General features: G+C 37.4%; 16 protein-coding genes. 13 read left to right on the plus strand and 3 right to left on the minus strand.

Going from position 1 to position 22,466, the window contains the following annotated elements; genetic code table 11:
- Positions 1-169 precede the first annotated feature (169 nt).
- Positions 170-1,192, plus strand: a complete 1,023-nt coding sequence (locus NYP54_RS08540) for a DUF475 domain-containing protein (RefSeq protein ID WP_283156147.1) — start codon at positions 170-172, stop codon at positions 1,190-1,192.
- A 7-nt stretch (positions 1,193-1,199) separates the two neighbouring features.
- Here the strand turns inward: NYP54_RS08540 and NYP54_RS08545 are convergent, their stop codons facing one another.
- The gene (locus tag NYP54_RS08545) at positions 1,200-2,450 is read right to left on the minus strand and encodes a HAMP domain-containing sensor histidine kinase (protein WP_283156148.1); all 1,251 of its coding nucleotides are present in this window, start codon (positions 2,448-2,450) and stop codon (positions 1,200-1,202) included.
- Positions 2,451-2,729: 279 nt separating this feature from the next.
- The gene (locus tag NYP54_RS08550; protein WP_283156149.1) at positions 2,730-3,467 is read right to left on the minus strand and encodes a response regulator transcription factor; all 738 of its coding nucleotides are present in this window, start codon (positions 3,465-3,467) and stop codon (positions 2,730-2,732) included.
- Positions 3,468-3,738: 271 nt separating this feature from the next.
- On the opposite strand from NYP54_RS08550, the gene NYP54_RS08555 reads away from it, so the two are divergent.
- The 12 genes from NYP54_RS08555 to NYP54_RS08610 all read left to right on the plus strand — a co-directional run bounded on the left by NYP54_RS08555 (position 3,739) and on the right by NYP54_RS08610 (position 20,885).
- A complete protein-coding gene (locus tag NYP54_RS08555; protein WP_283156150.1) occupies positions 3,739-5,562 on the plus strand; it encodes a DUF1566 domain-containing protein in 1,824 nt (607 codons plus the stop codon).
- 96 nt (positions 5,563-5,658) lie between these two features.
- A complete protein-coding gene (locus NYP54_RS08560) occupies positions 5,659-6,231 on the plus strand; it encodes a DUF1566 domain-containing protein (RefSeq protein WP_283156151.1) in 573 nt (190 codons plus the stop codon).
- A 240-nt stretch (positions 6,232-6,471) separates the two neighbouring features.
- Complete coding sequence (locus tag NYP54_RS08565; RefSeq protein WP_283156152.1) at positions 6,472-8,046, plus strand: hypothetical protein; 1,575 nt, start codon at positions 6,472-6,474, stop codon at positions 8,044-8,046.
- Between the two features lie 75 nt (positions 8,047-8,121).
- Complete coding sequence (locus tag NYP54_RS08570; RefSeq protein ID WP_283156153.1) at positions 8,122-9,486, plus strand: transposase; 1,365 nt, start codon at positions 8,122-8,124, stop codon at positions 9,484-9,486.
- A gap of 359 nt (positions 9,487-9,845) precedes the next feature.
- A complete protein-coding gene (locus NYP54_RS08575) occupies positions 9,846-10,265 on the plus strand; it encodes a hypothetical protein (RefSeq protein WP_283156154.1) in 420 nt (139 codons plus the stop codon).
- A gap of 1 nt (position 10,266) precedes the next feature.
- Positions 10,267-13,554, plus strand: a complete 3,288-nt coding sequence (locus NYP54_RS08580) for a hypothetical protein (RefSeq protein WP_283156155.1) — start codon at positions 10,267-10,269, stop codon at positions 13,552-13,554.
- A 211-nt stretch (positions 13,555-13,765) separates the two neighbouring features.
- The gene (locus NYP54_RS08585) at positions 13,766-14,542 is read left to right on the plus strand and encodes a transporter substrate-binding domain-containing protein (RefSeq protein ID WP_283156156.1); all 777 of its coding nucleotides are present in this window, start codon (positions 13,766-13,768) and stop codon (positions 14,540-14,542) included.
- Positions 14,543-15,202 (plus strand): ABC transporter permease subunit, encoded by a 660-nt coding sequence (locus NYP54_RS08590; protein WP_283156157.1) that lies wholly within the window; start codon positions 14,543-14,545, stop codon positions 15,200-15,202. It begins immediately after the preceding gene.
- Between the two features lie 15 nt (positions 15,203-15,217).
- On the plus strand, positions 15,218-15,949 hold the full coding sequence (locus NYP54_RS08595) for an amino acid ABC transporter ATP-binding protein (protein ID WP_283156158.1): 732 nt from the start codon (positions 15,218-15,220) through the stop codon (positions 15,947-15,949).
- A 2-nt stretch (positions 15,950-15,951) separates the two neighbouring features.
- Positions 15,952-16,632: an amino acid ABC transporter permease gene (locus NYP54_RS08600; protein ID WP_283156159.1), complete on the plus strand. Its 681-nt coding sequence runs from the start codon at positions 15,952-15,954 to the stop codon at positions 16,630-16,632.
- Between the two features lie 155 nt (positions 16,633-16,787).
- Complete coding sequence (locus tag NYP54_RS08605; protein ID WP_283156160.1) at positions 16,788-20,207, plus strand: hypothetical protein; 3,420 nt, start codon at positions 16,788-16,790, stop codon at positions 20,205-20,207.
- Positions 20,208-20,258: 51 nt separating this feature from the next.
- Positions 20,259-20,885, plus strand: a complete 627-nt coding sequence (locus NYP54_RS08610) for an outer membrane beta-barrel protein (RefSeq protein WP_283156161.1) — start codon at positions 20,259-20,261, stop codon at positions 20,883-20,885.
- Here the strand turns inward: NYP54_RS08610 and NYP54_RS08615 are convergent, their stop codons facing one another.
- Positions 20,886-22,181: a hypothetical protein gene (locus NYP54_RS08615; protein WP_283156162.1), complete on the minus strand. Its 1,296-nt coding sequence runs from the start codon at positions 22,179-22,181 to the stop codon at positions 20,886-20,888. It abuts the gene before it with no gap.
- Between the last annotated feature and the right edge of the window lie 285 nt (positions 22,182-22,466).

The following is a 22,466-nucleotide window of genomic DNA, read 5'->3' on the forward strand; positions in this document are numbered from 1 at the left end:
TCAAGGCATATGTCAACATAATTGGTAAACAAAGCCATGGCATATGCGACTGATTGTCGAGAAATCACATAGGTTTAGCAAGACTGGTAGTACACTATTTCCTTAACTGACTGGGCTAGGAGATGGTTGTGCTATTAGTGCATGTTAGCCTAGTCTTAAGTACATATAAATGCAGCATTACTTACGTTTCTTTGTTGGATCAAGCCTTGTGACGATTATAGGTTTAGTATTGGGTGTAATCTATCAACCGATACATTATCTTAATGTCATATATTTGATCGTGCTATTGGCAGTGCTTGAAGTGTCTTTAAGTTTTGATAATGCAGTCGTTAATGCCAAAGTATTAACAAAAATGTCGCCATTTTGGCAAAAGATGTTTTTGTGGTTGGGGATATTTGTCGCGGTCTTTGTTGTGCGCTTATTGGTCCCGGTGTTACTGGTAAGTGTTAGTGCGCAACTGTCTTTCTTAAACACCTTGAGATTAGCGCTGCATAATACGGCAGAATTTCAACACGTTTTAGCCAGTAATTACGCATTGATCAGTGCATTTGGTGGTGGATTTTTATTGATGATTTTCTTAAATTTTCTATTCACAGATGAAGAGCGTGTATTATGGTTTAGTTGGCTAGAGCAGAAATGTGCTAATAAGCGCTCAGGCACGCTCCCACTAATTATTGCAGTGATTTTTGGAGTTATTTTCTTTAGTGTTTATGTATGGATATATAAGGCATCAATTGCAGTACTCATTGCGTTGGTGTTGGGTATTTTATTGAGTCATTGCTTAGCAGTAATCAATACTAAAGTGAATCAATTATCATCGCTTGTTAAAGCAGGCATTATTGGCTTTTTATATCTTGAGGTGCTAGATGCATCTTTTAGCTTTGATGGCTTGTTTGCGGCTCTTGTGATGAGTAATGATATTGTCATTATTCTCTTGGGGTTAGCGATTGGTGCGATGTTTGTCCGTTCATTAACCCTTTTTATGGTTAAGCGCAACACCCTAAATAATCTACCTTTTTTAGAGCATGGTGCGCATTATTCAATCGGTTATTTGGCGCTGACGATGTGGCTAAAGAACTTTATCGCAATACCTGAATATATTACCGGAACGGTCAGTGTGCTGTTAATTGTGATGGCTTTTATTCACTCCAAAAGCTATTTGAAAGAAGAAAATAAGATGGTCATGGTCTAAGGGAAATTTATTTTGCCCAAGTCATGGTGACTCGAAGTCCAAGGATATGATCATTTTCAAAAATAATCGTGCCGCCGGTGAGACTCACTAGTTCATGGACAATCGCTAGACCCAATCCATAGTGTTTTTTAGCATCGATGTTATTCTCAGAGAAACCTAATTGCGTAATTTTGTTTAACTTGTCATGAGCAACACCTTGTCCATGATCAATAATGATCAGCTCAATAAGCTGTTTGGTTTGCGTTAAGCTAATATCAACTCTATCGGCAAAGCGAAAGGCATTATCAAGGATATTGGTCAAAATGCGGTTATACACTTGTGCCGAACCATAGACGATGCTCTCAGGTGTTTCCGTATAATCAATGCGATGCCCCATGTCAGCGTAGTTGTCTTGTAGTGTTAGTAGCATTAGATTTAGGTCAATTTTCTTACGCTGTTGTAAATGAAGGTTAGAAAGTGATAAGAAGCTTTGTACCACCTCATTGATGTGATCAATATCTGCCATGCTTTTAATCGCATCCGTGTCACCTTTTAACTCTAGCTGCTCTAAACGAAAGCGCATGCGTGTTAACGGTGTTTTGATATCATGCGAAATAGATGACATCAATTGCGAGCGTGTGCGTGTTAGATTATGAATACGCAATTTCATTTGTTCAAATAATGCTTTGGGACCAGAGATAAGTCCAAAGTAAATCGAAGTATTTTGCGGAAGACCTAGTTCAATCAACATCTGCTGACTTAATTCAGTTAATCGATATAAACGCAGCAATAACCAACAAGCAAATAGCAGTAAGATAACAATCAACAAGATAATTGCAAATTCAGCGGTAAATAAAGAGAAAAAGTAATGATAATTTTTGACAGCATGGATATTAAGCCACAGGTCTTTGTGAATAAAAACTGAGAATTTATGTGTATTGTTTTGATGTTGTAGTATTTTGTTCTCAAGATCTTGGGCATTTTTGATGGTGTAATCTGGGTGAAACTGTGGAGCAGTGGATAAAGCCATTTCAAGCTCGATGCGTTGAATTTGTATATCTGAGAAATGCTGACTATCAAAGGTTTGAATGAAGCTTTTAAGATCTTCATCTTCACCATATTTGACAATTTTAGCGATCTCCCACGCAATTTTATGATGTAGTTCTGCATGAATATCTTCATTGATCTGGCGATACGCACTGATAAAGAGATAGCTAATTGAGATAAGACTTAAACAAAAAAAAGCAAAAATACAGAGAAGGTTCAGATATTTTTTCATGTTGATCCATACGTGATATTAATAATTATAAAATGTCGTTGATTCGACTCTAAAAAGCAAGATGATCAATCAAAGATTCTTTAATTGACTTGAGTTACGCACTTTTTTATTACAACACCTCGCCTCACAAGCTCGGCACCCCTCTTGCAAAGAGGGGAATATAAAATAACCTTTGCCTAATTCCCCTCTTTGTAAGAGGGGTGGCAGCCGTAGGCTGACGGGGTGTTTATAAAATCATAGTTTTTCTAAAGTGCGTAACTCCAGTAATTGAAATGAAACTCAGGTCGCTTTTTTAATAACATTGGCATTAAATACATAACCGCGCCCATGATGCGTTTGGATAAGTTTAGGTTGTTTGGTGTCTTCTTCGATTTTCTTGCGTAATAACCCAACGCGGACATCAATTGCACGATCATAAATATCACGTTTGCTGGTGTTGGTCTGATTCAGTAGAAATTCACGCTCCAAAATGCGCCGTGGGTGCTCAAGAAAAACCATCAGTAAATTTGCATCTGCCGTTGACAGTTGCACTTCCTCTGTCGCCGTTGTTAGTAATGATGTGCGCGTATCAAACTGCCAACGATCAAACTGATAAATTTTATCTTTAAGCTCAGATGAAGCTTGCGCCATGCGTCGATAGATGGCATTAATGCGCGCCATAAGCTCAAGTGTGCTAAAGGGTTTCACTAAAAAATCATCAACACCGGCATCAAAAGCTAAGATGCGCTCAGAAACTTCCTGTGACGCAGTAATCATGATAATCGGAGTATTGGTGATCGTACGAATTTGGCGACAGACTTCAATGCCATCTATTTCAGGTAACATTAAATCAAGTAAAATAGCATCAAATTTTTTCTGAGTTAGTGTCGCACTGGCTTCTTTGGGGTGATGAATGGCAAGTGCATCAATATTAAAGCGACCTTTAAGCGTTTGTATCAAGCTTTTGGTGATCTCTTTGTCATCATCAATAATCAGAATGTTTTTAATCGAAGCGATTTGGCTATTGGTTAAAGTCATTGGCTGCAGTCCTTACATCTTTTTATTGCTTCTAAACATAATTAAAAGCTTTTTAGGTTGTTTTGCAAGAGAATTTAATGATCAATATTTATAAATAGCAAAATACATATTTTCTACATATTTAAACATATTCATGTATTTTTATTGGGCTATACTCAATTTTGAGCATGGGGAGTGCGATGACTGTTAAGTTAAGCAAGAATTAATAATATGGAGATAGATAATAGTGAGAGTAATGAGGAAATTAAAGCTTGTGATAGTTTTGTTGCAAATGTCTGCCCTTGTGGGCTGTGGCGGAGGTTCTGATCAATCTGGTGGTGGAACTGTAAGTGGATCAAAAGTTTACAAGGTTACCTATGCTGAGGCGATAGATGTTTCAGAGTCTGCGGGTGAAGAGTTCAATATACTTGTTGAGGTGGCAAATAGTGGAAGTTCTTTGACCTCTGCTTCTAAAAGTAGTGGGGTGACTTATTCTATTGAGACTGTATCTAATGCAAATATCGAGATTACAAATAACTGTCAAAATGTTGCTATTGGGAAGCCTTGCGTATTAATGGCATCATTAAAAAAGGCAGCAGCAGATACTGAAGAATTTCATTTTGTGATCAAGTTATCAGATGGAGTTAGTAGACCTGAAAGTGCTATCTTTAAAAAGCAACGATTGGATGTCAACCTTGACCCAGAAGTGGCTTTGCTTAGTGATCATAATAATTATATATCCGTTACTAATACTAATAACGTGGCGGCATATTTTGATAAGCCATATTTTACTGATACAGATAATAAGCAGATTGATACAGTTTTAATTACCGATAATACGTGTACTAATGAGCTTGATCCTGGGCAGAATTGCCACTTTCTAATAAAGGGAGAAAATGGTGTGGTTGGTCAATTGAAGTTAGATTTACAGAGAGAGCCGCTTGCTAGTGTGAGTTTTTCTAATGTTGCAGTAACCGCTACTAAGACGCTGGATATACCAGCGGATGCTGCCGTAGGGGTAAGTTATCGATTTACCTATACCTTTACTAATACCAATACGACATGGGCTGCGACAGGGGTAAGCTTTACAAATGATTTTGCAATGCCAGATTTTACGATAGATAAAGAAAATAGCAGTTGTAGTGGGATCACATCGATTGTGGCAAATAGTAGCTGTACTTGGAAGGGGACGTTCACGCCAGGCAGCGAAGGTAATAAAAGTATGGCTTCGATCTTGCATTACGCGGAGGGTGGCGATGTGTCTTTGACTAGTAGTTCACAAGCAACCACAGTTGCTGTCATAGGCACCAAGACGCAAGATATACCAGTGGATGCTGCCATAGGGGTAAGTTATCCATTTACCTATACCTTTACTAATACTAATACGACATTGGTTGCGACAGGGGTAAGCTTTACAAATTATTTTTTTTCAACGCCAGATTTTACGATAGATAAAGAAAATAGCAGTTGTAATGGGATCACATCGATTGCAGCAAATAGTAGCTGTACTTGGAAGGGGACGCTCACGCCAGGAAGCAAAGGTACTAAGAGTATTGGCTTGAGCTTGCATTACGCGGAGGGTGGCGATGTGTATTTAGGCAGTTCTTCTTGGGCGTTATTAGCTACTGCACCAATCAATCTAGCGCCAAATGCTACCGAAAATGGTTGGGCTTGGCCTGCCCCAAGATTCGAGTCTGCTAAGAAGGCAGACAATTCTCCTTGTGATGATGCTCTATATGATAAATTAACGGGTTTAATGTGGGCTAAAGATGGTAATGCTGCTGGCATGAAAAACTGGAATGATGCAATAAGTTATGCCAATAATTTAACATTATGTGGATATACCGATTGGCGCTTACCAACAATTAATGAGTTGGTATCCCTTCTGAATTATTCAGATACAGTTTCACTGGGAAATTGGTTAAATGTAAATGGTTTTAGTAATATTCAAACCGGTTCACGTTGGATTGACTCCAGTGCATATTGGAGTAGTACAGTTGATTCCTTTGGAGGCGGGGGCGGGAGAGTGTGGAGCGTTGTTATGTATTCTGGTATAGTGGGAAGCTACCATCAGTCGAGCGACTTCTACGTGTTGCCTGTGCGTAGAGCCAATTGATTATTAGGTGATTTGATTATTTAAAGGATGTGAAAGAAATAGATGACACATTATGAACATTTACCAATATACCGTCATGAGATTCAGGAGATAAGAATGAAAAAAGTAAATAAAATAAATAAAATAAATAAAATAAATAAAAAATTATTGTTACTTGGCTTAGGAGCTCTGATGTGTTTTTCAAATTATAGTTTTGCTAGTGTAGGGGCTGTTATTCAAAATACAAATCCTACCGATGGAGGGGCTGGTCAATGGCCTAATCCAAGATTCGAGCCTGCTAAGAAGGCAGACAACACTCCTTGTAATGATGCTCTATATGATAAATTAACGGGTTTAATGTGGGGTAAAGATGGTAGTGTTTTTGGTCAGAAAGACTGGAATAATGCAACAAGTTACGCCACTAATTTAACATTATGTGGATATGATGACTGGCGCTTGCCAACAATTAATGAGTTGAAATCCCTTGTGAATTATTCAGATACAGTTTCACCAGCACATTGGTTAGATCTAAGTGGTTTCAGTAATGTTGTGGGAGGTGAATATTGGAGTAGCACACACAATTCCCTTTCAGGCGACACCGTGTGGAGCGTTGCTATGAATTTTGGTGGCGTGCAACCTGCGAATCAGACTTACAATGGGTATGTGTTGCCTGTCCGCCAACCCTATTGATTATTAGGTGATTTTATTAGTTAAAGTCACTTTGTGTATTACCCCATAGGGTTACCACCTTGCAAGATAATTAAACGCTTTGTAGGTTGTTTTGCAAGATAAATTTAGTCATCAAATACAAAGTTATCAAATAAATGATTTTAATACATATAAACATATTTTAATTACTTTCTTATTTTAAAATCATTCCGAAGTTTAGAAACACTTTATTCGAAGCAATAAATAAGTTGTGAGGTGGTTGTGCAATTTTTTATATCTATATTTAAAGGTTTATTACTAATAGTCGTCAGTATACTATTGCTGGGCTGTGGCTCAGGTGGTAGTAGCTCGTCATCACAGAATGAGGCTAGGAACTTTACTGCTGTCATTTCAGATAGCCCTGGTCACCTTGTTGTAGGGCATGATTATCAGTTAGATGTTGCGTTAAAATCAGTACAAGATAAGGGTGTTTCTGTAACAGATTCCAAAATACATCAAGTAACACTAGTTGATGAATCTAGTTGCTCAACTCGACTTATGATTACGCCACAGACACAACAAGTCATGGTAGATGCAACGCCTGCGGCCTTTAATATAGAGGTTGCTCAGGATGATGTATGTATGGCACATACACTTGGAGTTGTAGTTGATCATGATAACGTTGTTGATAGTATAACCATCAAAACAAGCCGAGGAATAAATTTTTCTAAGCTAGGTAGTGCGGTGATTAATGCTAATGCTGCTAAGGATGTTGAGGGCGCTTTGATAGATATTAACCAAACAACACAGCTGCCAGAAGTTTTGATCAATAGCTATGGCAATCCAAATGGTCGTATTGATTGGTATGCTCTTAACTTAGGCCATACAAATTGGCAGTCTTTTATGAGTTTACCTGAATCTGAACAAGCGGGTACGCCAGACGACTTTGATGCAGCAGTTTCTGATAGCGAAGGTAATCGTTATTTCGCTATTTCAGATTTTAGAATGGATGATGGTCATGCTAGTATTTTGCAGTATACGGTAAATGGAAACATCAAAGTAATTGAAGATACGCAACAACTGACTTCATCTGGTGTGATTACTTTAAAAACCAATCCAGATAAAGATCAAATATATGCAGCATTTAGCAATGCCCAGCCTTATGATGGTAAAGTTTATGTTTATGTATATAACTCAAAGACAGGAAGCAGTGACTTGATCACCACTCCGTTTAAAGCTGGCAATGGCTCAAAAATTGGTTTAGCAATTGATAGTGATAATAATATTTATATTGCATATGGTTACTCTGATGGAGTGCAAGTTGAGAAATATACTATCAATACAAAAACGTGGCAGTCATTAACTGATAGTCCCATATTGTCTACGGAAGATATTAATGATATTCACTTAAGCTATGACAAACATGAAGGCTTATATCTCGCGATTGGTGTGTGGTCAGAATCTTCAGGAAACTATGCTGCTTTCTATCATTATACAGGAAGCGCATTTAATCAAATTTCAACCTTAAATTTGTCAACTTTCTATGGCTATAATTCTGGCAATAATGACGATGATTCAATCCGATTTAAGGTAATAAAGGGTGTTTTATACTTTGCTTATATTGCCCCGCAATCAGAGTTTTCACAGGAAAACAGTGTGTATTTCGATTGCTATGATTTAGTAGCACATATATGGGACGATTATAGCGACGAATTAGCAACGCTATTAACACATTCTGTTTCGTATTTTGATATGCAGGTAGATGATTTAGCGAACATATATTTTGTCAGCCAAAACATAGTAAATGAGAAGAGTCATGGTGATGTGATTGTCGTTAAAGGTGAAAATTCAGTTTAGGGAATATAACTTAGGCTATTTAAAAAAGTGCCTACTTTTATAACTGAACTTTCCCGAATTTTGTAAGAATTTGCTATGGATGAGCTGCAGACCAAAGTTTATCCCTATATCTTAGGGTTGCTAAAAAACAGGAGCAACTCATCGATGGATACCTTACAACCTTTACTTAATCACTTGCAAGCACTTTTTAAAAGAAGCACTCAAAAAGGACGGCTTTTTAGTGCAGTGATTTTAGCAATGATTATACCTATCGGTTCTGGTATCAGTAGTCAAATTTATCGTAAACTCGTTCAGATAATAGGTTACTCACTTAGCAGAACACGCTTTTATCGCTTTATGGCAAGTAAATGCTTTAACTGGGATGTGATTTGGAAAGCTATATTCAAACTGATTCCATTACCATTGACTGATGGACGCCTTATCATAGCCTTAGATGACTCTACCACGCCTAAAAGCGGTAAGGAAATATTTGGTTGTGAGCATTTCTTTGATCATGCAGCCAAGCACAATCAAAGTAAATACCCTTGGTCACAGTGCTTTGTTCAACTGGGGCTCTTAAAGTTCATTCATACCCGTTGGGCATTTTTGCCATTGTTGACGCGATTTTATCACTCTAGCAACAAAGCAGCGGCTGAGTGTTTTAACAGTAAAATTACACTGGCCTGCCAAATGATTCTTAAGCTTAGCACCTGGACAAAATCCCCCATTCTTATTGTGACTGATTCATGGTTTGGTAATGGTAAATTGTACAACCCGTTAAAAGATCAACTAGGTAATCGAGTCCATATCCTCACCATGTTACGCAAAAACAGTGTTTTATACGGTTTTCCTGAGGTTATCGAAGGTAAAACATGTGGGCGTCCTGCAAAATATGGTGCCAAAGCAGGTTCTGTTAGGGATTTGGCAAATGAATATAAAGCTAAAGCCCAAAAAGTCACAAGCTTTGTTTATGGTAAAAAGCGTGACATGCTTGTCTACGAGAAAAACTTCATGTCTAAAGCTTTTAAATGCCCGATAAAAGTTGTCTTTGCCTATTACAAAAATCACTTCGTTGCTTTAGCAACAACAGACTTAAGCTTAAGCGTAACGCAGATATTGGAGTACTATAGCGCACGGTGGAAGATCGAGTCTGGTTTCAAAGAGCTCAAACATGACATCGGCAGCCAAAAAGCCCAAGTAAGATTGGAGCATTCGGTGATAAACCACTTGAATATGTGCATGCTTGCCATTACGATTATTTGGATCGCTGTCATGCATCTTCCAAGTGATGCAGTCAATGAGCTAACACATAATGGCACTAAGCCGCAATACACCTTTTCTGCGGCACGAAAGTTGTTGATAAAGCGTCAGAATAAACTCAGGGTTTGTCAAAATGGTGAATCTGAGCTAAAAAATCATAGAAATTCATGGATTCAAATGATTATTGGGCTTGCCGCTTAACAAAACTTGGGAAAGTTCAGTTTTATAATTAATACATGTTTATACATAACCGCCATGTTTTTTTGAATTAGAATTGTTACTTAGCGCGGGGAGTGTGATGCCTACTAAACGGCTCGCAGTTTCCTTTTAATGGGCTTAGAGGTTGATAAAGTGGCACAAGCACTGGTTTGTCAATCGCAGAAGTAACCGTCCTAGCGCGCGAGGCAAACCGCAAGAAGCATTGATTTAAAGTTGAACCTTTACGCGAACGTAATAATTATTTTGCTGGAAGTGTAGTCTGTGACAGAACGCTTCTAGCGTTGTATTCGTTTCATAATGTGGAACGGTTATTTAAAAATCTATAAAAAGAAGAGGTGACTATGAATTCAAACACTAAAATCCTGATAGGACTAGTGACATCATCTATATTAGTAAGTAATGTAAATGCTTTGGATATGGGAATTAAAACAGTAACATCACAATGTCCAAGCTATCAAAAATTAGGTAGCTTTCGTACTGAAAATTTCGGTCACGCAGTTGAATTAGGTTATACCTATAGCGATGGAGATAAATTTAAAGTTGGTATTGAAGTACCAGATCACGAGGATGGAATTAAGTGGAGTGATACAAAAGATGAGTACCCAATGACATGTGATATGGACAATTCTAACTGTTATTCTAATCCACAAAAATTTTATTATGATGGCTTGAGATTATGGGCTACATACACTTATAATTTTTATGCTTGTACTGAAGGCACAGAAACTACACTTAAGAATGTTTATGGTGGTTTACTTTAGTATGAAGATAAAAAAGTTAGTACCAGTGGTCGTATTTAGTATGTTGCTATTTGGCTGTAACTCGGATGACGGCAATAAGAAAAGTGCGGTGACCACGACAGCGAGTTTAGTGCCAAGTCAAATACAGGCTAATATTGAAACATCTCATAGCTTGCAAATTACCGTTACCAATGTGGGTAACAAGCAGGCAGATGACTTTGCTGTTGAGCTGCAAGCAGGTGATGGGGTGAGTATTGATAAGACTGCGTCAAATATTCCCAGTCAATTAGCGCCGGGGGCTTCAGCGGTGATTGTTTTAACCGCGAGTAATAGTGCTGTTGTCGGTAGTAAAGCGACATTGACGATACGTTCAAGTGATTCGATTAATCAATTAAGTATTCCAGTAGAGGTTATTGCGGAGCCGCCGGAGGTGGTTAAACTGGCATTAAGCACAGACTCTTCGGTGTTGGGTAGTGGTGGAATCAAGCATTATGTGTTAACCAACAACAGTGCTCAAGATGTTCCTGAGTTAACAGGCGCTGATAAGGGTGTTTCAGGTCTGAGTCTCGCTGCCTATCAAAGTGGTACAAACATTGCGGCTATCGGAGCATCCATTATGAATAATACGTGTTCTGGCGCTATTCTAAAACCTTCAGAAAATTGCACCTTTGATGTTAAAGCTGCAGATGCTGCAAGCAATCAAGCGATTGATATTAAGGTTGTAGTGAATAGTCAAACGGAAGTTTCAAAAAGTTTACAAATATTGCGCCCGGTATTGTCGATTAACCCAGAAGATGCCTTATCAGGCTTTAAATCGCAAATGACCAAAGCACAATCTCAATTTTTAAGCTTAGATAGTCAACACATTACGATCGTGCCAGGTATGCATAAAACTATTCAGATTAGCAATAGCTCGGTGGTGCCTGCAACTGATGTGCAGTTTAGCATTCCTGCACTATCGGGCGTTAGCCAAGATCCTGCCAGTACTTGCGTTAATGGCATGACATTAAATGGAGGTGATAGTTGTACCATTATCGTTGACGGTAGTTTGGAGAACTATCCATCGGGTAGTGGTGATCTTCAGATTTCAGCCAATAATGCCGATCAAGTGAATCAGTTAATGTTGGGATCATCGTCATCCAGTCAGCTGCAAATGTCTGATAGTTATCGCTTAGTGATTAATGGTGGTAAGTCAATGGAGATTCCATTAAAGGCGAGAAATAATAGCTCATTAAGCCTTGATCATTTAGCTATGAGTATACTGCCAAATGATGGCAGTTTAGTCGCATCAGCTAATAATAATTGTGGTACAATTTTGTTAGGTCAGGATTATTGTACCAATAATTATACCTATACGGCACCCAATGCAACAACGCATGAACAAAAGCTTTATTCACTGGTGTATGGCAATACACAAAATAATGGTAACAATAGCACGGGAACACTATTAGGTGTTGATGTATATCCGACAGGTGGCTTTATTCCAAGTGCTGCTTTGACCTATTTAATTCCTGGTGCAGCGGGCAATGTTGTCGTTGAGAATGGTGTGATGTATGTTGCGACATTCGGTCTAAGTATTTCAAAGGATAATGGACATACCTGGCAGACAGTTTCAGCACCTCAAATTGCTTCTCCAAGTTTAGTAGGTAACGTTGCTGTATCAGGTGATAATATTTATGTTTCAAATGCTGGATTATCTTTATCTCACGATGGCGGTAAAACTTGGCAGACAAAAACAACAACCGACGGTTTGCCAACTAATGCAGTGGCTTATGTCTATGCGTCAGGTGATGATGTTTATCTGGCGACAAATGCAGGATTAGCCATTTCGACAGATAAAGGCGCTACTTGGACAACAAAAACAACAGCTGACGGTCTGACAAGTAATGATGTGAGAATGGTTACAGAGAATAATGGTGAGATTTATTTAACAACACGCAGTCCAGGAGGGGTGTCATTTTCAACAGATGGCGGAACAACTTGGACAACCAAAACAGTGGCAGATGGGGTCTTGGATAATAATTCATCAATTTATGTTGACGATAACAAAATCTATGTTGGTGGACGTCAAGGGTTTTCTATATCAACTGATAATGGTAATACCTGGAAAAACACTATATTGCCACAATTGCAGTTTTATGCTGATATATATGGAATTTATGCTGATGGTAATGATATTTTCTTTGCCTCAGATAATGGTATTGTTGTGTCACATGATGGTGGTGCTAATTGGACGTTGGAGAATAGTTCAAATAATAATTTACCTAGTGATTTTACTTCAGCAATCTCAAAAGTTGATAATGTGCTATATGCTGGAACTGGTGGTGGATTAGCTGTATCAACAGATAATGGCAATACATGGAAAATTAAAAACTCAGAACCAGCCATTTATGGAAATCGAGTCTATTTTATGAAAAACCTTAATGGCACACTGTATGCGGGCGGATCAACAGGGTTCTATGTCTCTAAAGATGACGGGGTTAATTGGCAGGAATATAATGCTAAAGATGGGCTTGCTGGGAGGCAAGTGCCAGGCTTTTGGAGAGATCCCGGTACTAATACTACATACCTGGTGGTAGCAGACAGTGATGTAAGTAAAGGAAATGTAATTAATTACTCACGTGATAATTATCAAACTTGGGGACAAGTACCTTCTGCAATCATTAATCATGCATCGGGTATTTATGTATTAGGAAACAAGGTCTTTGTCGCAACGTACAATGGTTTAGTGACATCAAATGATGATGGTGCCACTTGGTCAGCGCCTGATAGTGCGACATTTGGAGGTGCTCAATTATATGATCTTGTCGGCGAGGGTAATAATATTTACGTACTCGGTAATTTTGGACTTTGGGCGTCGATAGATGGCGGTGCTAATTGGGTGAAAAAAGCTTCTCCATCCACCTATTTTGGTGCCGGAAGTCTTATATTTGTAAGTGGTCAGAATGTCATATTTACGTCGAAAGATTCAGATGCAAGCAAGCCAATATTGCTAATATCCAGTAATGGAGGTAACACCTGGATATCTAAAACTGCTGGTGACCTTGGTCTGCCCGTAGGGACATCTGGTTTGAGCATTACCGGGGCAGTTATTGCAAACGGCACAATTTATGTGGCAACGTGGAGTTTCGGGGTTATTTATTCTACTGATGGAGGTAACACATGGGCTTCTAAAACAACAGATGATGGGTTGCAAAGTAATATGGTTCAATCGATCAATACTGATACAAGTGGTGATCTTTTCTTAGGGGATGTAGCTGGCTTTTCGATTATGAAAGCTGGTAATCAAGGTATTTTAATTCCTAGATAAAGTGAGTCTTGCGGTAGGATATTTAATGAGAAAGTCGCTCCATCGGAGACACCCTTATAGAAGAAAAATAAATATTAACTATACATTTATGCATCATGAATATACTTTCATGCTTTAAAGTGACCTTTAGAGTTAATAAAATTTGTTGATAAGTTATCAGAGCTTTAGCTTGTTACTTTTAAAAGCATATTAACAAAAAGGATGGAAAGACATGAAATATATTTCAAGACTAATTCAACTGAGCATTATTTTGGGTGCTTTATTTTTATCAGCATGTGGCTCAAATGATACAAAGATAACAGATAAAATTATACAAGTTGCGGTATCACCGGCTTCACCGCCAATGCTTTTTCAACAAAATGGTCAGTTGCAAGGCATTGATTTGGAATTATTTACTGCATATTGTAAAAGCCGCGGTTATCAAATGAAAATTCGTGCATATGATTGGCAGGGGATGCTAGGTGCTATTGCCAGTGGTCAAGCGGATGTTGCATTCTCGGGCATTTCAATCACTCCAGAAAGAGCAAAAGTGATGGATTTTTCACAGCCATACTTTTTGAACTCATGGCATTTAGTTAGTCTCTCTGAGCGAAATATACACATAACGGACTTGAGTCAGATAAAGCAATACTCACTAGGTTACCCAAGGGGGATGGCTTATAGTGCATTTATCAAGGATAAACTTCAGCCTGAAGGATACTACCAATTAAGTCGAGTGAAACTTTACCCAACGTATAATGAAGCGATTACTGATTTGAAAAATGGCAATTTGGATTTAGCCTTTATTGAAGAGCCTGTGTTTGATAACTACAAATATAAACTTCATATGCCAATCACATCTAGTTATTCATTTAATGATATTGATCAACTTGGATTTGCGTTTAAGAAAGGGTCACCTTTAACTCAAGATTTTAATAAATTTTTAACACAAATGGGGCAGAAAAAAATTGATCAGCTTGAGCAAAAATGGTTGAAGGCTCAGGCTTAAATGGATTTTTTACATATTGCACGTCTATTATTCTATGGTGTTGAGACCACAGTTATTGTTACGCTCACATGTTGTATTACTGGTTTTTGTGTGGCGCTATTTATGATGGCAAGTTTAGTTGCAATACAAAGTAAACTACTTCTGAGTGTGTATAATGCATTTAGTTATGTATTTCGTGCCATTCCTGTATTGGTCATGATTTTCTTGGTATATTTTGGTATGGCAAGCGTTATGAATTTAAGTCTGCCACCACTTATTGCCATTAACTTAAGTCTTGGTTTGATTGCTGCGGCATATCTTTATGAGGTTTTTAGGGGGGCGCTTGAATCTGTTGATCAGGCTGAGCTTAAAGTAGCTAAAGCGCAAGGGATGAAAAGCTATCAAATCGTATTGTATATTCAGTTACCTCAGGTGCTAAGACTTTCATTCCCTGGCATGATTAATGAATTTACATCTGTTCTAAAATATTCACCTTTTTCTTATACTATTGGTGTTGGGGATATTATGAAACAAGCAATGGCTTTAACCGCGACAACACTTAATGCAATTGAAATTTACAGTCTTGTTGGTGTATTTTATTTTTTAATTTACAAATGCTTTTTATTTGGCATGCAATATGTCAATAAACGTTTTAATCATATGCAAATTAAACATTTATAAATGGTAGTATGCGCCATGATAGAAATTAGGAATTTAAACAAAAGCTATGGTGACAAGGTTATTTTAGATGGTATAAATCTATCTGTTACAAGTGGGCAGCTTGCAATTATCATGGGCGCTTCAGGTTCTGGGAAGACTACATTGATGCATTGCCTTAATCGCCTGATTGAACCAACCTCTGGCGAGATTATCTTTTGTGGGAAAAATATTACAGATAAAGATGTCGATATATATCAATTGCGTCAACAAATGGGTTTTGTCTTTCAACAGTTTGGATTGTATAGACACCTTAATACACTCAACAATATTACATTAGCCTTAAGAATGCTTAAAAAACTATCAAAACAAGAAGCAGAAAAAAAAGCCTGTTTTGAATTAGAACGGCTTGGACTGCTGAAACATACAGCAAACTTTCCATATGAGCTTTCAGGTGGGCAACAACAACGAGTGGCGATTGCAAGAGCGCTTGCAATGGAGCCTAAAATCTTGCTTTTTGATGAACCAACCTCGGCACTAGACCCAGTTATGGCTTATGAAGTTGGGCAGATTATTTCAAAACTTAATGCACAAGGTATTACTATTTTGTGTGTTACCCATGACCTAGAGCTTGCACGTCAGTTTGGGCAAAAAGTGACATATTTAGAAAATGGTCAAGTTAAAGCGTGTGGATATGTAGATGAATTGGAGGCGCAAAGTCAAAATAATGAGCATATTGCATACTTTTTCCGCCGTAATAAGAGGGTGTAAGCATGAGTGAAATGATCAATTTTCTACTTGATTTACAAGATCAACTTCCGCTAATTCTTAATGGTTTAGGTTATACACTGTTACTTGCGGCAATTATTAGTGTCACTGGGTTTATCATGGGCATTTTTATCTTATACTTTTCTTTAAAAGAGAATATTATCCTTCGCAAGCTCACAAATAGCTATATCTCTTTCTTTATTGGTACGCCGCTCATCGTAATATTATTCTTAGTTTATTATGGTTTACCGCAGTATCATCTTCACCTTTCAACCTTTGCGGTTGCAGTTATTTGCTTTACGCTTAATGTTGGAGCCTATAATGCCGCATATCTAAAAACAGCGTACAATGGTTTAGATAATACAGAGCTTAAAGCAGCTAAAGCACAAGGGTTTACAGATCTTGAAGTTTTTAAATTAATTGTACTACCTCAGGTAATGCGCACATCAATTCCTGCACTAACCAATCAAGTAATATCTAACTTAAAGGATACATCAGTTGCTTTTTTGATCGAATTCACAGGGTTTTTTGCTCGGATTGAGGAGCTGGCGTCATCTGACTTCCAATTTTTTAAATCATATGTATTTGCAGCGCTTGTGTACCTTATATTAGTTTCGATTATTGTGATTATTTCTCGCAAAATTGAGCATGGATTTCTGGGAAGCAGGGGTGGTGTATGGATTTAGCTTTGTGGGATTAACTGTTTGACAAGTGAAATAAATATTGATTACACATTTATACATAATATGTAAGTTCTAATGTTCTATAATTGCCCTGATTTTTAATTAAACAAAAGGGCTATAGTATGCAAAAAAACAAAATATATAAATGGTGGCGGCATATGTTTGTGGCGCTGAGCACTGCTGGTGCAATAAGTGCCTGTGGTGGTTCAGCTAATGATAAATCAACAAACACGACAGCATTAACAACGGATATTAGTAGTGTTAGCGTTAAGGCAGACGGTAAAGTGTTAGTGCATCTGCAAAACCAAAGTAATATTGATGTAAATGATATTTCAATTAGTTTACAAGTGGCAAGTGATGACATGAGTGTTGTAACACCTCCTAGCATTTCTTTGGTTAAAGGTGAAAGTGTAGATGTTGAAGTTGACGTTATAGATGCTAAGGTTGGCGAGAAAAATGTCTTGGTGATAAAGTCTTCAGCACAAGAGATTGATATTCCAATTACAGTGATCAAAAGTGATGTTAGTCTTGCTTTTACACAGTCAGAAAATGCACTGTCATTTAATGATCTTGGAGAATTTGATATTGTCAATAATGGTACAGATCCTGCTAAAAACTTAAATATTACAGTAACTACGTTGGATGGTCGTGAGGTGCCTGCAGGCGTTCAGTTAGATGGAAGTAATTGTAATGGCAAAACACTGGCGGCTAATGCTACATGTAATTTCTCGCTTAAGGGGGATGAAACATTGACTGATGGAACAGCTGTTGTGGTGCATGTTGTTAGCCAAGATGATGAGTTGTTAAGCCAAAATGTGCAGTTTGGAATGCCTCAGTTGATCCTGGTTATGAATAAAGATCAAGTTACAGCTCGCTTAGCAAAAGCAATGAAGTCTGGTGATCCTGATGATAGTCCGGCACTTGTCCCAGGAGGAGAGATTAAGTACATTTTAAGTAATACAACCGCATTTACTGCGCATGGTTTGAATGTCAGTGCGCCAAATAGTGCTTATGGCGTGCATATACAAGATGACTGTGGTGATGAACTCATGGGGAATTCAAGTTGTAATATTACTCTGATAGCAGATGTTGATTCTGTTCCTAATGCTCTAGAGATGGTGAGTGTTACAGCAAAGAACATCAAAGAGGCGATTACCTCCACCCTCCCTGGCAAGCATACAACCGGAGATATAGTTGTTTCACCTGTGAATACAACCATAACAGCGACTGCAAATAGCACAAATACATTGACCTATACATTATATAACGACACGAATGATGACATTAATATCTCTCAACCAACAATGAGCGTACAAAAAGGTAGTGCAGCTGATGCAACGGCAACGTTTACATTGGACTTAGAGAAAAGTACTTGCGATGATAATAAAGTATCATCTAAGAAAGAATGTACGTATGTTTATGATCTTAGCTTTGGGGCAAATCCCAAAGGCTACCAGGATAGTAGCTACACAGTAAGCTTTACTGATGGTAAAGGGCAGGTGGCAAATGGGGTTATATCGCTCTCACACTTCCCATATGCTATGGTTTCAACTCAAGCATTATCACAACAGCTAGCAGGAGTTGCAGAAGGTAGCTTTGTTGTTAATAATAGTTTATATGCATATACCAAACACTCATTATCAATATCAAATGACAATGGTCAAAATTGGCTTAACCTTGATGCAACAACAGGGATGCCGCTAAACGATTCGCAGAGTATTGTTTTTGCTTATGGTGATCAGGATAATTTATATATCTTACTCAAGTCGGGTGGTTTGAGTTCGCAAGTGACATTGTGGTCTTCAAATGATGGTGGATTTCACTGGCAACAAAGCGGTGTGGCAACGTCGGTTAGTATGAATATTAGTGAATGTTCTTTCAATGGGCAGGTTATTGCATGCTCTGGTACCAATGACGACGATGATATTATTTTAAGTTCTGATAATAATGGTACAAGTTGGAAAGTAAACGTACTTGATACTGGAAAAATTAGTTATAAAAATATTGGCATGTACTCTTTTGGTGGTTTATTTTATCTAACTTTGGCAGATGAAGATTATAATTCAAAGAATTTACGTGTACTAATTTCTACTGATAATGCGCAATCATGGCAGGATATTGGCATTAATTTTGCTACACTTATAGGTGCAGATTATGGAGCATTTCATGGAATAGTTTATATCGCGGGTAGACTTTATTTTAATGTGGTTGCTTTTTATCCGGATTTGAGCAAAATCTCTGCTAAAATCTATGAGATGAATGATAGTCAAACACTTGTTCCTGCCAAAGATATTAATTTGCCTAGCACTATACCTTCTGATCAGTTTATGTTACTGGGGGAGATGAATAATGTGCTATATGGTTTAAGCGGTGATTTTTCTAAAGCAATAAGCGAAGGTTCAAAGAGTCGGTTTTTAAAGTTAATGTCGTCAGCTGATAATGGTAAAACTTGGCAAACTGTCAATATGGTGGGCTTATTAAGTTTTGATCAAATTGTTAAGTTTTATAAACCGATTATGGCTATAGATGATGAACTATATGTTGTGTCAAGCAATCAAGAGTTGATGCCTATTCCAATGTACCTATTAGCATATGATAATATTACCTCATTTAAAGGTTCACTATATGGTGTAAATGGGAATGTATTATATGTTTCTAAAGATAATGGTTTAACATGGAATTCAATTATCGAGATACCTGATGATAGTATTAAATCTTATGCCTTAGAAAGTATTAACGATGATGATGTAGCTTTGGCATTAGTAACTAGGAAGAATAATTTCATATGCCGTTATGGTGCGTCTGGAAAGGAGATAAGCTTTATTGAGTCTCTGCTTGGGGGTGGTTTTTATAAAATTTTAGATGATGATAACTTTGATCTGTCCTCAAATCAGTGTGGATTTAGCACGATATCGGCAGCAGACCTTGGCACATATGTATACCAGAGCTCTAAGCATAGTTTATCTAGAGCGGCAACAAATGTTAAATCGGCATATAAGGTTGTTCGTGATGATTCAAACACTGCTTTTCCTCAAGCGCCTGTTGAAAAAGTTAATATTACAGCAGAAGATCCCGTTGAGAAGGTTGCTATCGTTAAAGATCTTAATGGTTCAATAACAGTGACAGTAAATAACGTTCAAGTGAGCAATTGTGTATTTCATGGAACTGAAGGACTAACATATCTGAGTGGGGATGGGGATATTTATAAAGTAATAGCTTACAAAAATATGAGTAATCTTTATATTTTAAGCTACGGAAGAATGTTTAAGATGGATTTGAGTAAGGTAACACCAAGTCATAATCAATGTAATGATATTAATGTAACTTTAGTAAATACACCAGCTGACGTGGGGAGTATTTATGGCATGACTATTATGAATGATCAAATGTTTATTAGCACGTTGAAAGACTTATTAACAGAACCTATGACTGAGGTGGAAAAAAACTCAGATGCTTGGGCAATGGCTGATAGTGGTGTTTATGGGAGTTCTCTTTTTGCTACACCGAAGAATCTATTGCTGGATATCAGCACCTTAGATTATAAAGTTTTCGTGGGCGGTGTATTAATTAATAACTAAATATTCTAAGAAATCTAAATGTTCAACGGTTATATAAAACAAGGGGGTTAAATGAAAAAAATTTTAATAACTAGTTTAATATTGTCAACACCGATACTGGTAGTTGCTAATGAATATCAAGCAACTGCTCAAAGCGGTTTAATTCTTGGTGTTGAAGGAGGGTATGGTCAAATTACTGGATCACTGTGGGATCAAAGTAGTGGTTTGGATAAAAAATCAGGTGGCGCTATTGGCAGTCTTGATATCGGTGGGCAATACGCGCTTAATCCTTGGCTAGCATTGGGTGTGCAAACCAGTGTTATGTATGGGCATAAATTATTAAGTTATGGGGATGATGATATTGATTATAAAGCGACCTTTATTTTGCCTGTTCAGTTAACTGCGCAAGTCGTCCTACCGATGGGATTGAACTTTTTAGCAGGTGCTGGTATGGCATATGTTGCTCAAAGGGTAACCTATCTTATGGGCAAAAATCAAGATGATGAGTTAGGCAAAAAGTGGAATCCTATAACAAGTATTGGTATTGGTTATCAAGTAGCACCAAGATTTAATATTTTTGCAAAATATCAATATATCTGGGGTAAGAAAGACAAAGCAGTATTACCGCAAGCAGGAGAAAATTATACAAACCCAATTCAAGCATTAACGCTTGGAGTGAGTTATATTTTTGGTGCTTAATTAGCTAGTAACTGCCAATGCTGAAGTAATATTGATACTTGATGGTAATCCATCTAGATATTTTTTATTTGGCCACCAATTACTCTTAGTCCAACTGGAGTTTTTAGTATAGGCATATTTTAATTGATCATGACTAGGTAGTGGAATAGATGCTGTATAATTAACCTCAAGCTTGTAACTATCGCTAAAGCTCGGATAGATCATCATATAACCCAACTTCCCAAGTCCGCCATCTACGTTAAGTGTAACTGTTATGGTATGCTTATCAGTGCCTTGCGCAAAAGTTACGGGGACATTCTTTTTATATAACGTATCATTGCCTTTAACCATCACAGAGACATTCAGCGATGTGATTTTAACTTGATCATTATTTAGATAATCAACGCCAGCTGATGATTTAAAAGCATCATCTGGTATTTTCATAGTAAAGGTTCCATTAATCTGGACGTCGCAAGCTTCGAATCCTCCAATATAGCCGAATGAATAAAAATCACAATTGTTCTGTGTTTCACTAATCTCAAGATTAGAGGTATTAATGTTGGTTGGGCTGGGCACGTGAGTTACAATGGTATTATTAGCAACTCTAACATATTCAACTGCAGTCACGTATTGAAGCTCCTGATTTGATGAGATAGCTATAAATGATTTATTTTCATTTTGCTTACCTTCGGCGAATTCTTGTAAATAGCTAGGTGAAACTTCAACGGCACCTCTTGAATTTGCCCATGAATAATGTTCATCGTTAAATCCATTAATCCACCTTGAATCAGTTGGAAAGCTCTTCCAAATATCACCCCACGCATTATCCATGAGAGCAAAATACATTGAACTATCAAGATTTTCACTAGGGTGATTAAAGTAGTATATAAGATCGCCAACTGTTGAGGTAACACCGCTGGCAATAAAACTCTCATAGCTAGGGGCTAGACTTTTTTCAAATGAAGCAATTAAAAATACTAAAGGATTTCCATGCGTTAATAATTCAAACTCATATTCATTAATTCCAAACGTTGTGACAGTATCTCTATCTAACGCGCCTTCTACCATGTCAATAGTTGATACAGATCGTCTGGTAATAGTCTGTCCATCTGCTCCATTATTTAATGAGCCAGCAATATATGGGCATACATTTAGGTTCCCAAATCCGTCATTATAATTACTCGAAGCCTTATAGCATATATCTGGGCTCACTGATATAGTTGCATTGGCATGATTGAATCCAATCCCACCAGATAATGATGCTAATGATAAAGTAAGCAGTTTTTTCTTATTAGATTGCCAAATATATTTAATCATAATTATTCCTTTTTTATGCAACTCTTAAGTATTTCTTAATTTTATCACTTAAGAGTATATGGTTTGATTGATAATATTAAAGACAACTTAAATGTTGATATATCCTGTTGTCATAGATGATGCTATCTGATATTTGTTAACAAACTATGTAATGTTATTTGTGTAAGATATTTTTTTAGGAAATTGGTATTTTGGTTTGGATCTTTGAATCCAAATGAAATTGGCTAATAATCATTCATGTTTTAAATGTGATAAATACCTTTTCGCTATAAAGTCAATCATGCC

Origin of the sequence: Cysteiniphilum sp. QT6929 (genome assembly GCF_030035755.1) — a bacterium.
Lineage (GTDB): Bacteria > Pseudomonadota > Gammaproteobacteria > Francisellales > Francisellaceae > Caedibacter > Caedibacter litoralis.

Coding starts and splice junctions, on each gene's coding strand:
- NYP54_RS08540 (WP_283156147.1), top strand. CDS start 170: ATGCAGCATTACTTACGTTTCTTTGTTGGATCAAGCCTTGTGACGATT.
- NYP54_RS08545 (WP_283156148.1), bottom strand. CDS start 2,450: ATGAAAAAATATCTGAACCTTCTCTGTATTTTTGCTTTTTTTTGTTTA.
- NYP54_RS08550 (WP_283156149.1), bottom strand. CDS start 3,467: ATGACTTTAACCAATAGCCAAATCGCTTCGATTAAAAACATTCTGATT.
- NYP54_RS08555 (WP_283156150.1), top strand. CDS start 3,739: ATGTCTGCCCTTGTGGGCTGTGGCGGAGGTTCTGATCAATCTGGTGGT.
- NYP54_RS08560 (WP_283156151.1), top strand. CDS start 5,659: ATGAAAAAAGTAAATAAAATAAATAAAATAAATAAAATAAATAAAAAA.
- NYP54_RS08570 (WP_283156153.1), top strand. CDS start 8,122: ATGGATGAGCTGCAGACCAAAGTTTATCCCTATATCTTAGGGTTGCTA.
- NYP54_RS08575 (WP_283156154.1), top strand. CDS start 9,846: ATGAATTCAAACACTAAAATCCTGATAGGACTAGTGACATCATCTATA.
- NYP54_RS08580 (WP_283156155.1), top strand. CDS start 10,267: ATGAAGATAAAAAAGTTAGTACCAGTGGTCGTATTTAGTATGTTGCTA.
- NYP54_RS08585 (WP_283156156.1), top strand. CDS start 13,766: ATGAAATATATTTCAAGACTAATTCAACTGAGCATTATTTTGGGTGCT.
- NYP54_RS08590 (WP_283156157.1), top strand. CDS start 14,543: ATGGATTTTTTACATATTGCACGTCTATTATTCTATGGTGTTGAGACC.
- NYP54_RS08595 (WP_283156158.1), top strand. CDS start 15,218: ATGATAGAAATTAGGAATTTAAACAAAAGCTATGGTGACAAGGTTATT.
- NYP54_RS08600 (WP_283156159.1), top strand. CDS start 15,952: ATGAGTGAAATGATCAATTTTCTACTTGATTTACAAGATCAACTTCCG.
- NYP54_RS08605 (WP_283156160.1), top strand. CDS start 16,788: ATGTTTGTGGCGCTGAGCACTGCTGGTGCAATAAGTGCCTGTGGTGGT.
- NYP54_RS08610 (WP_283156161.1), top strand. CDS start 20,259: ATGAAAAAAATTTTAATAACTAGTTTAATATTGTCAACACCGATACTG.
- NYP54_RS08615 (WP_283156162.1), bottom strand. CDS start 22,181: ATGATTAAATATATTTGGCAATCTAATAAGAAAAAACTGCTTACTTTA.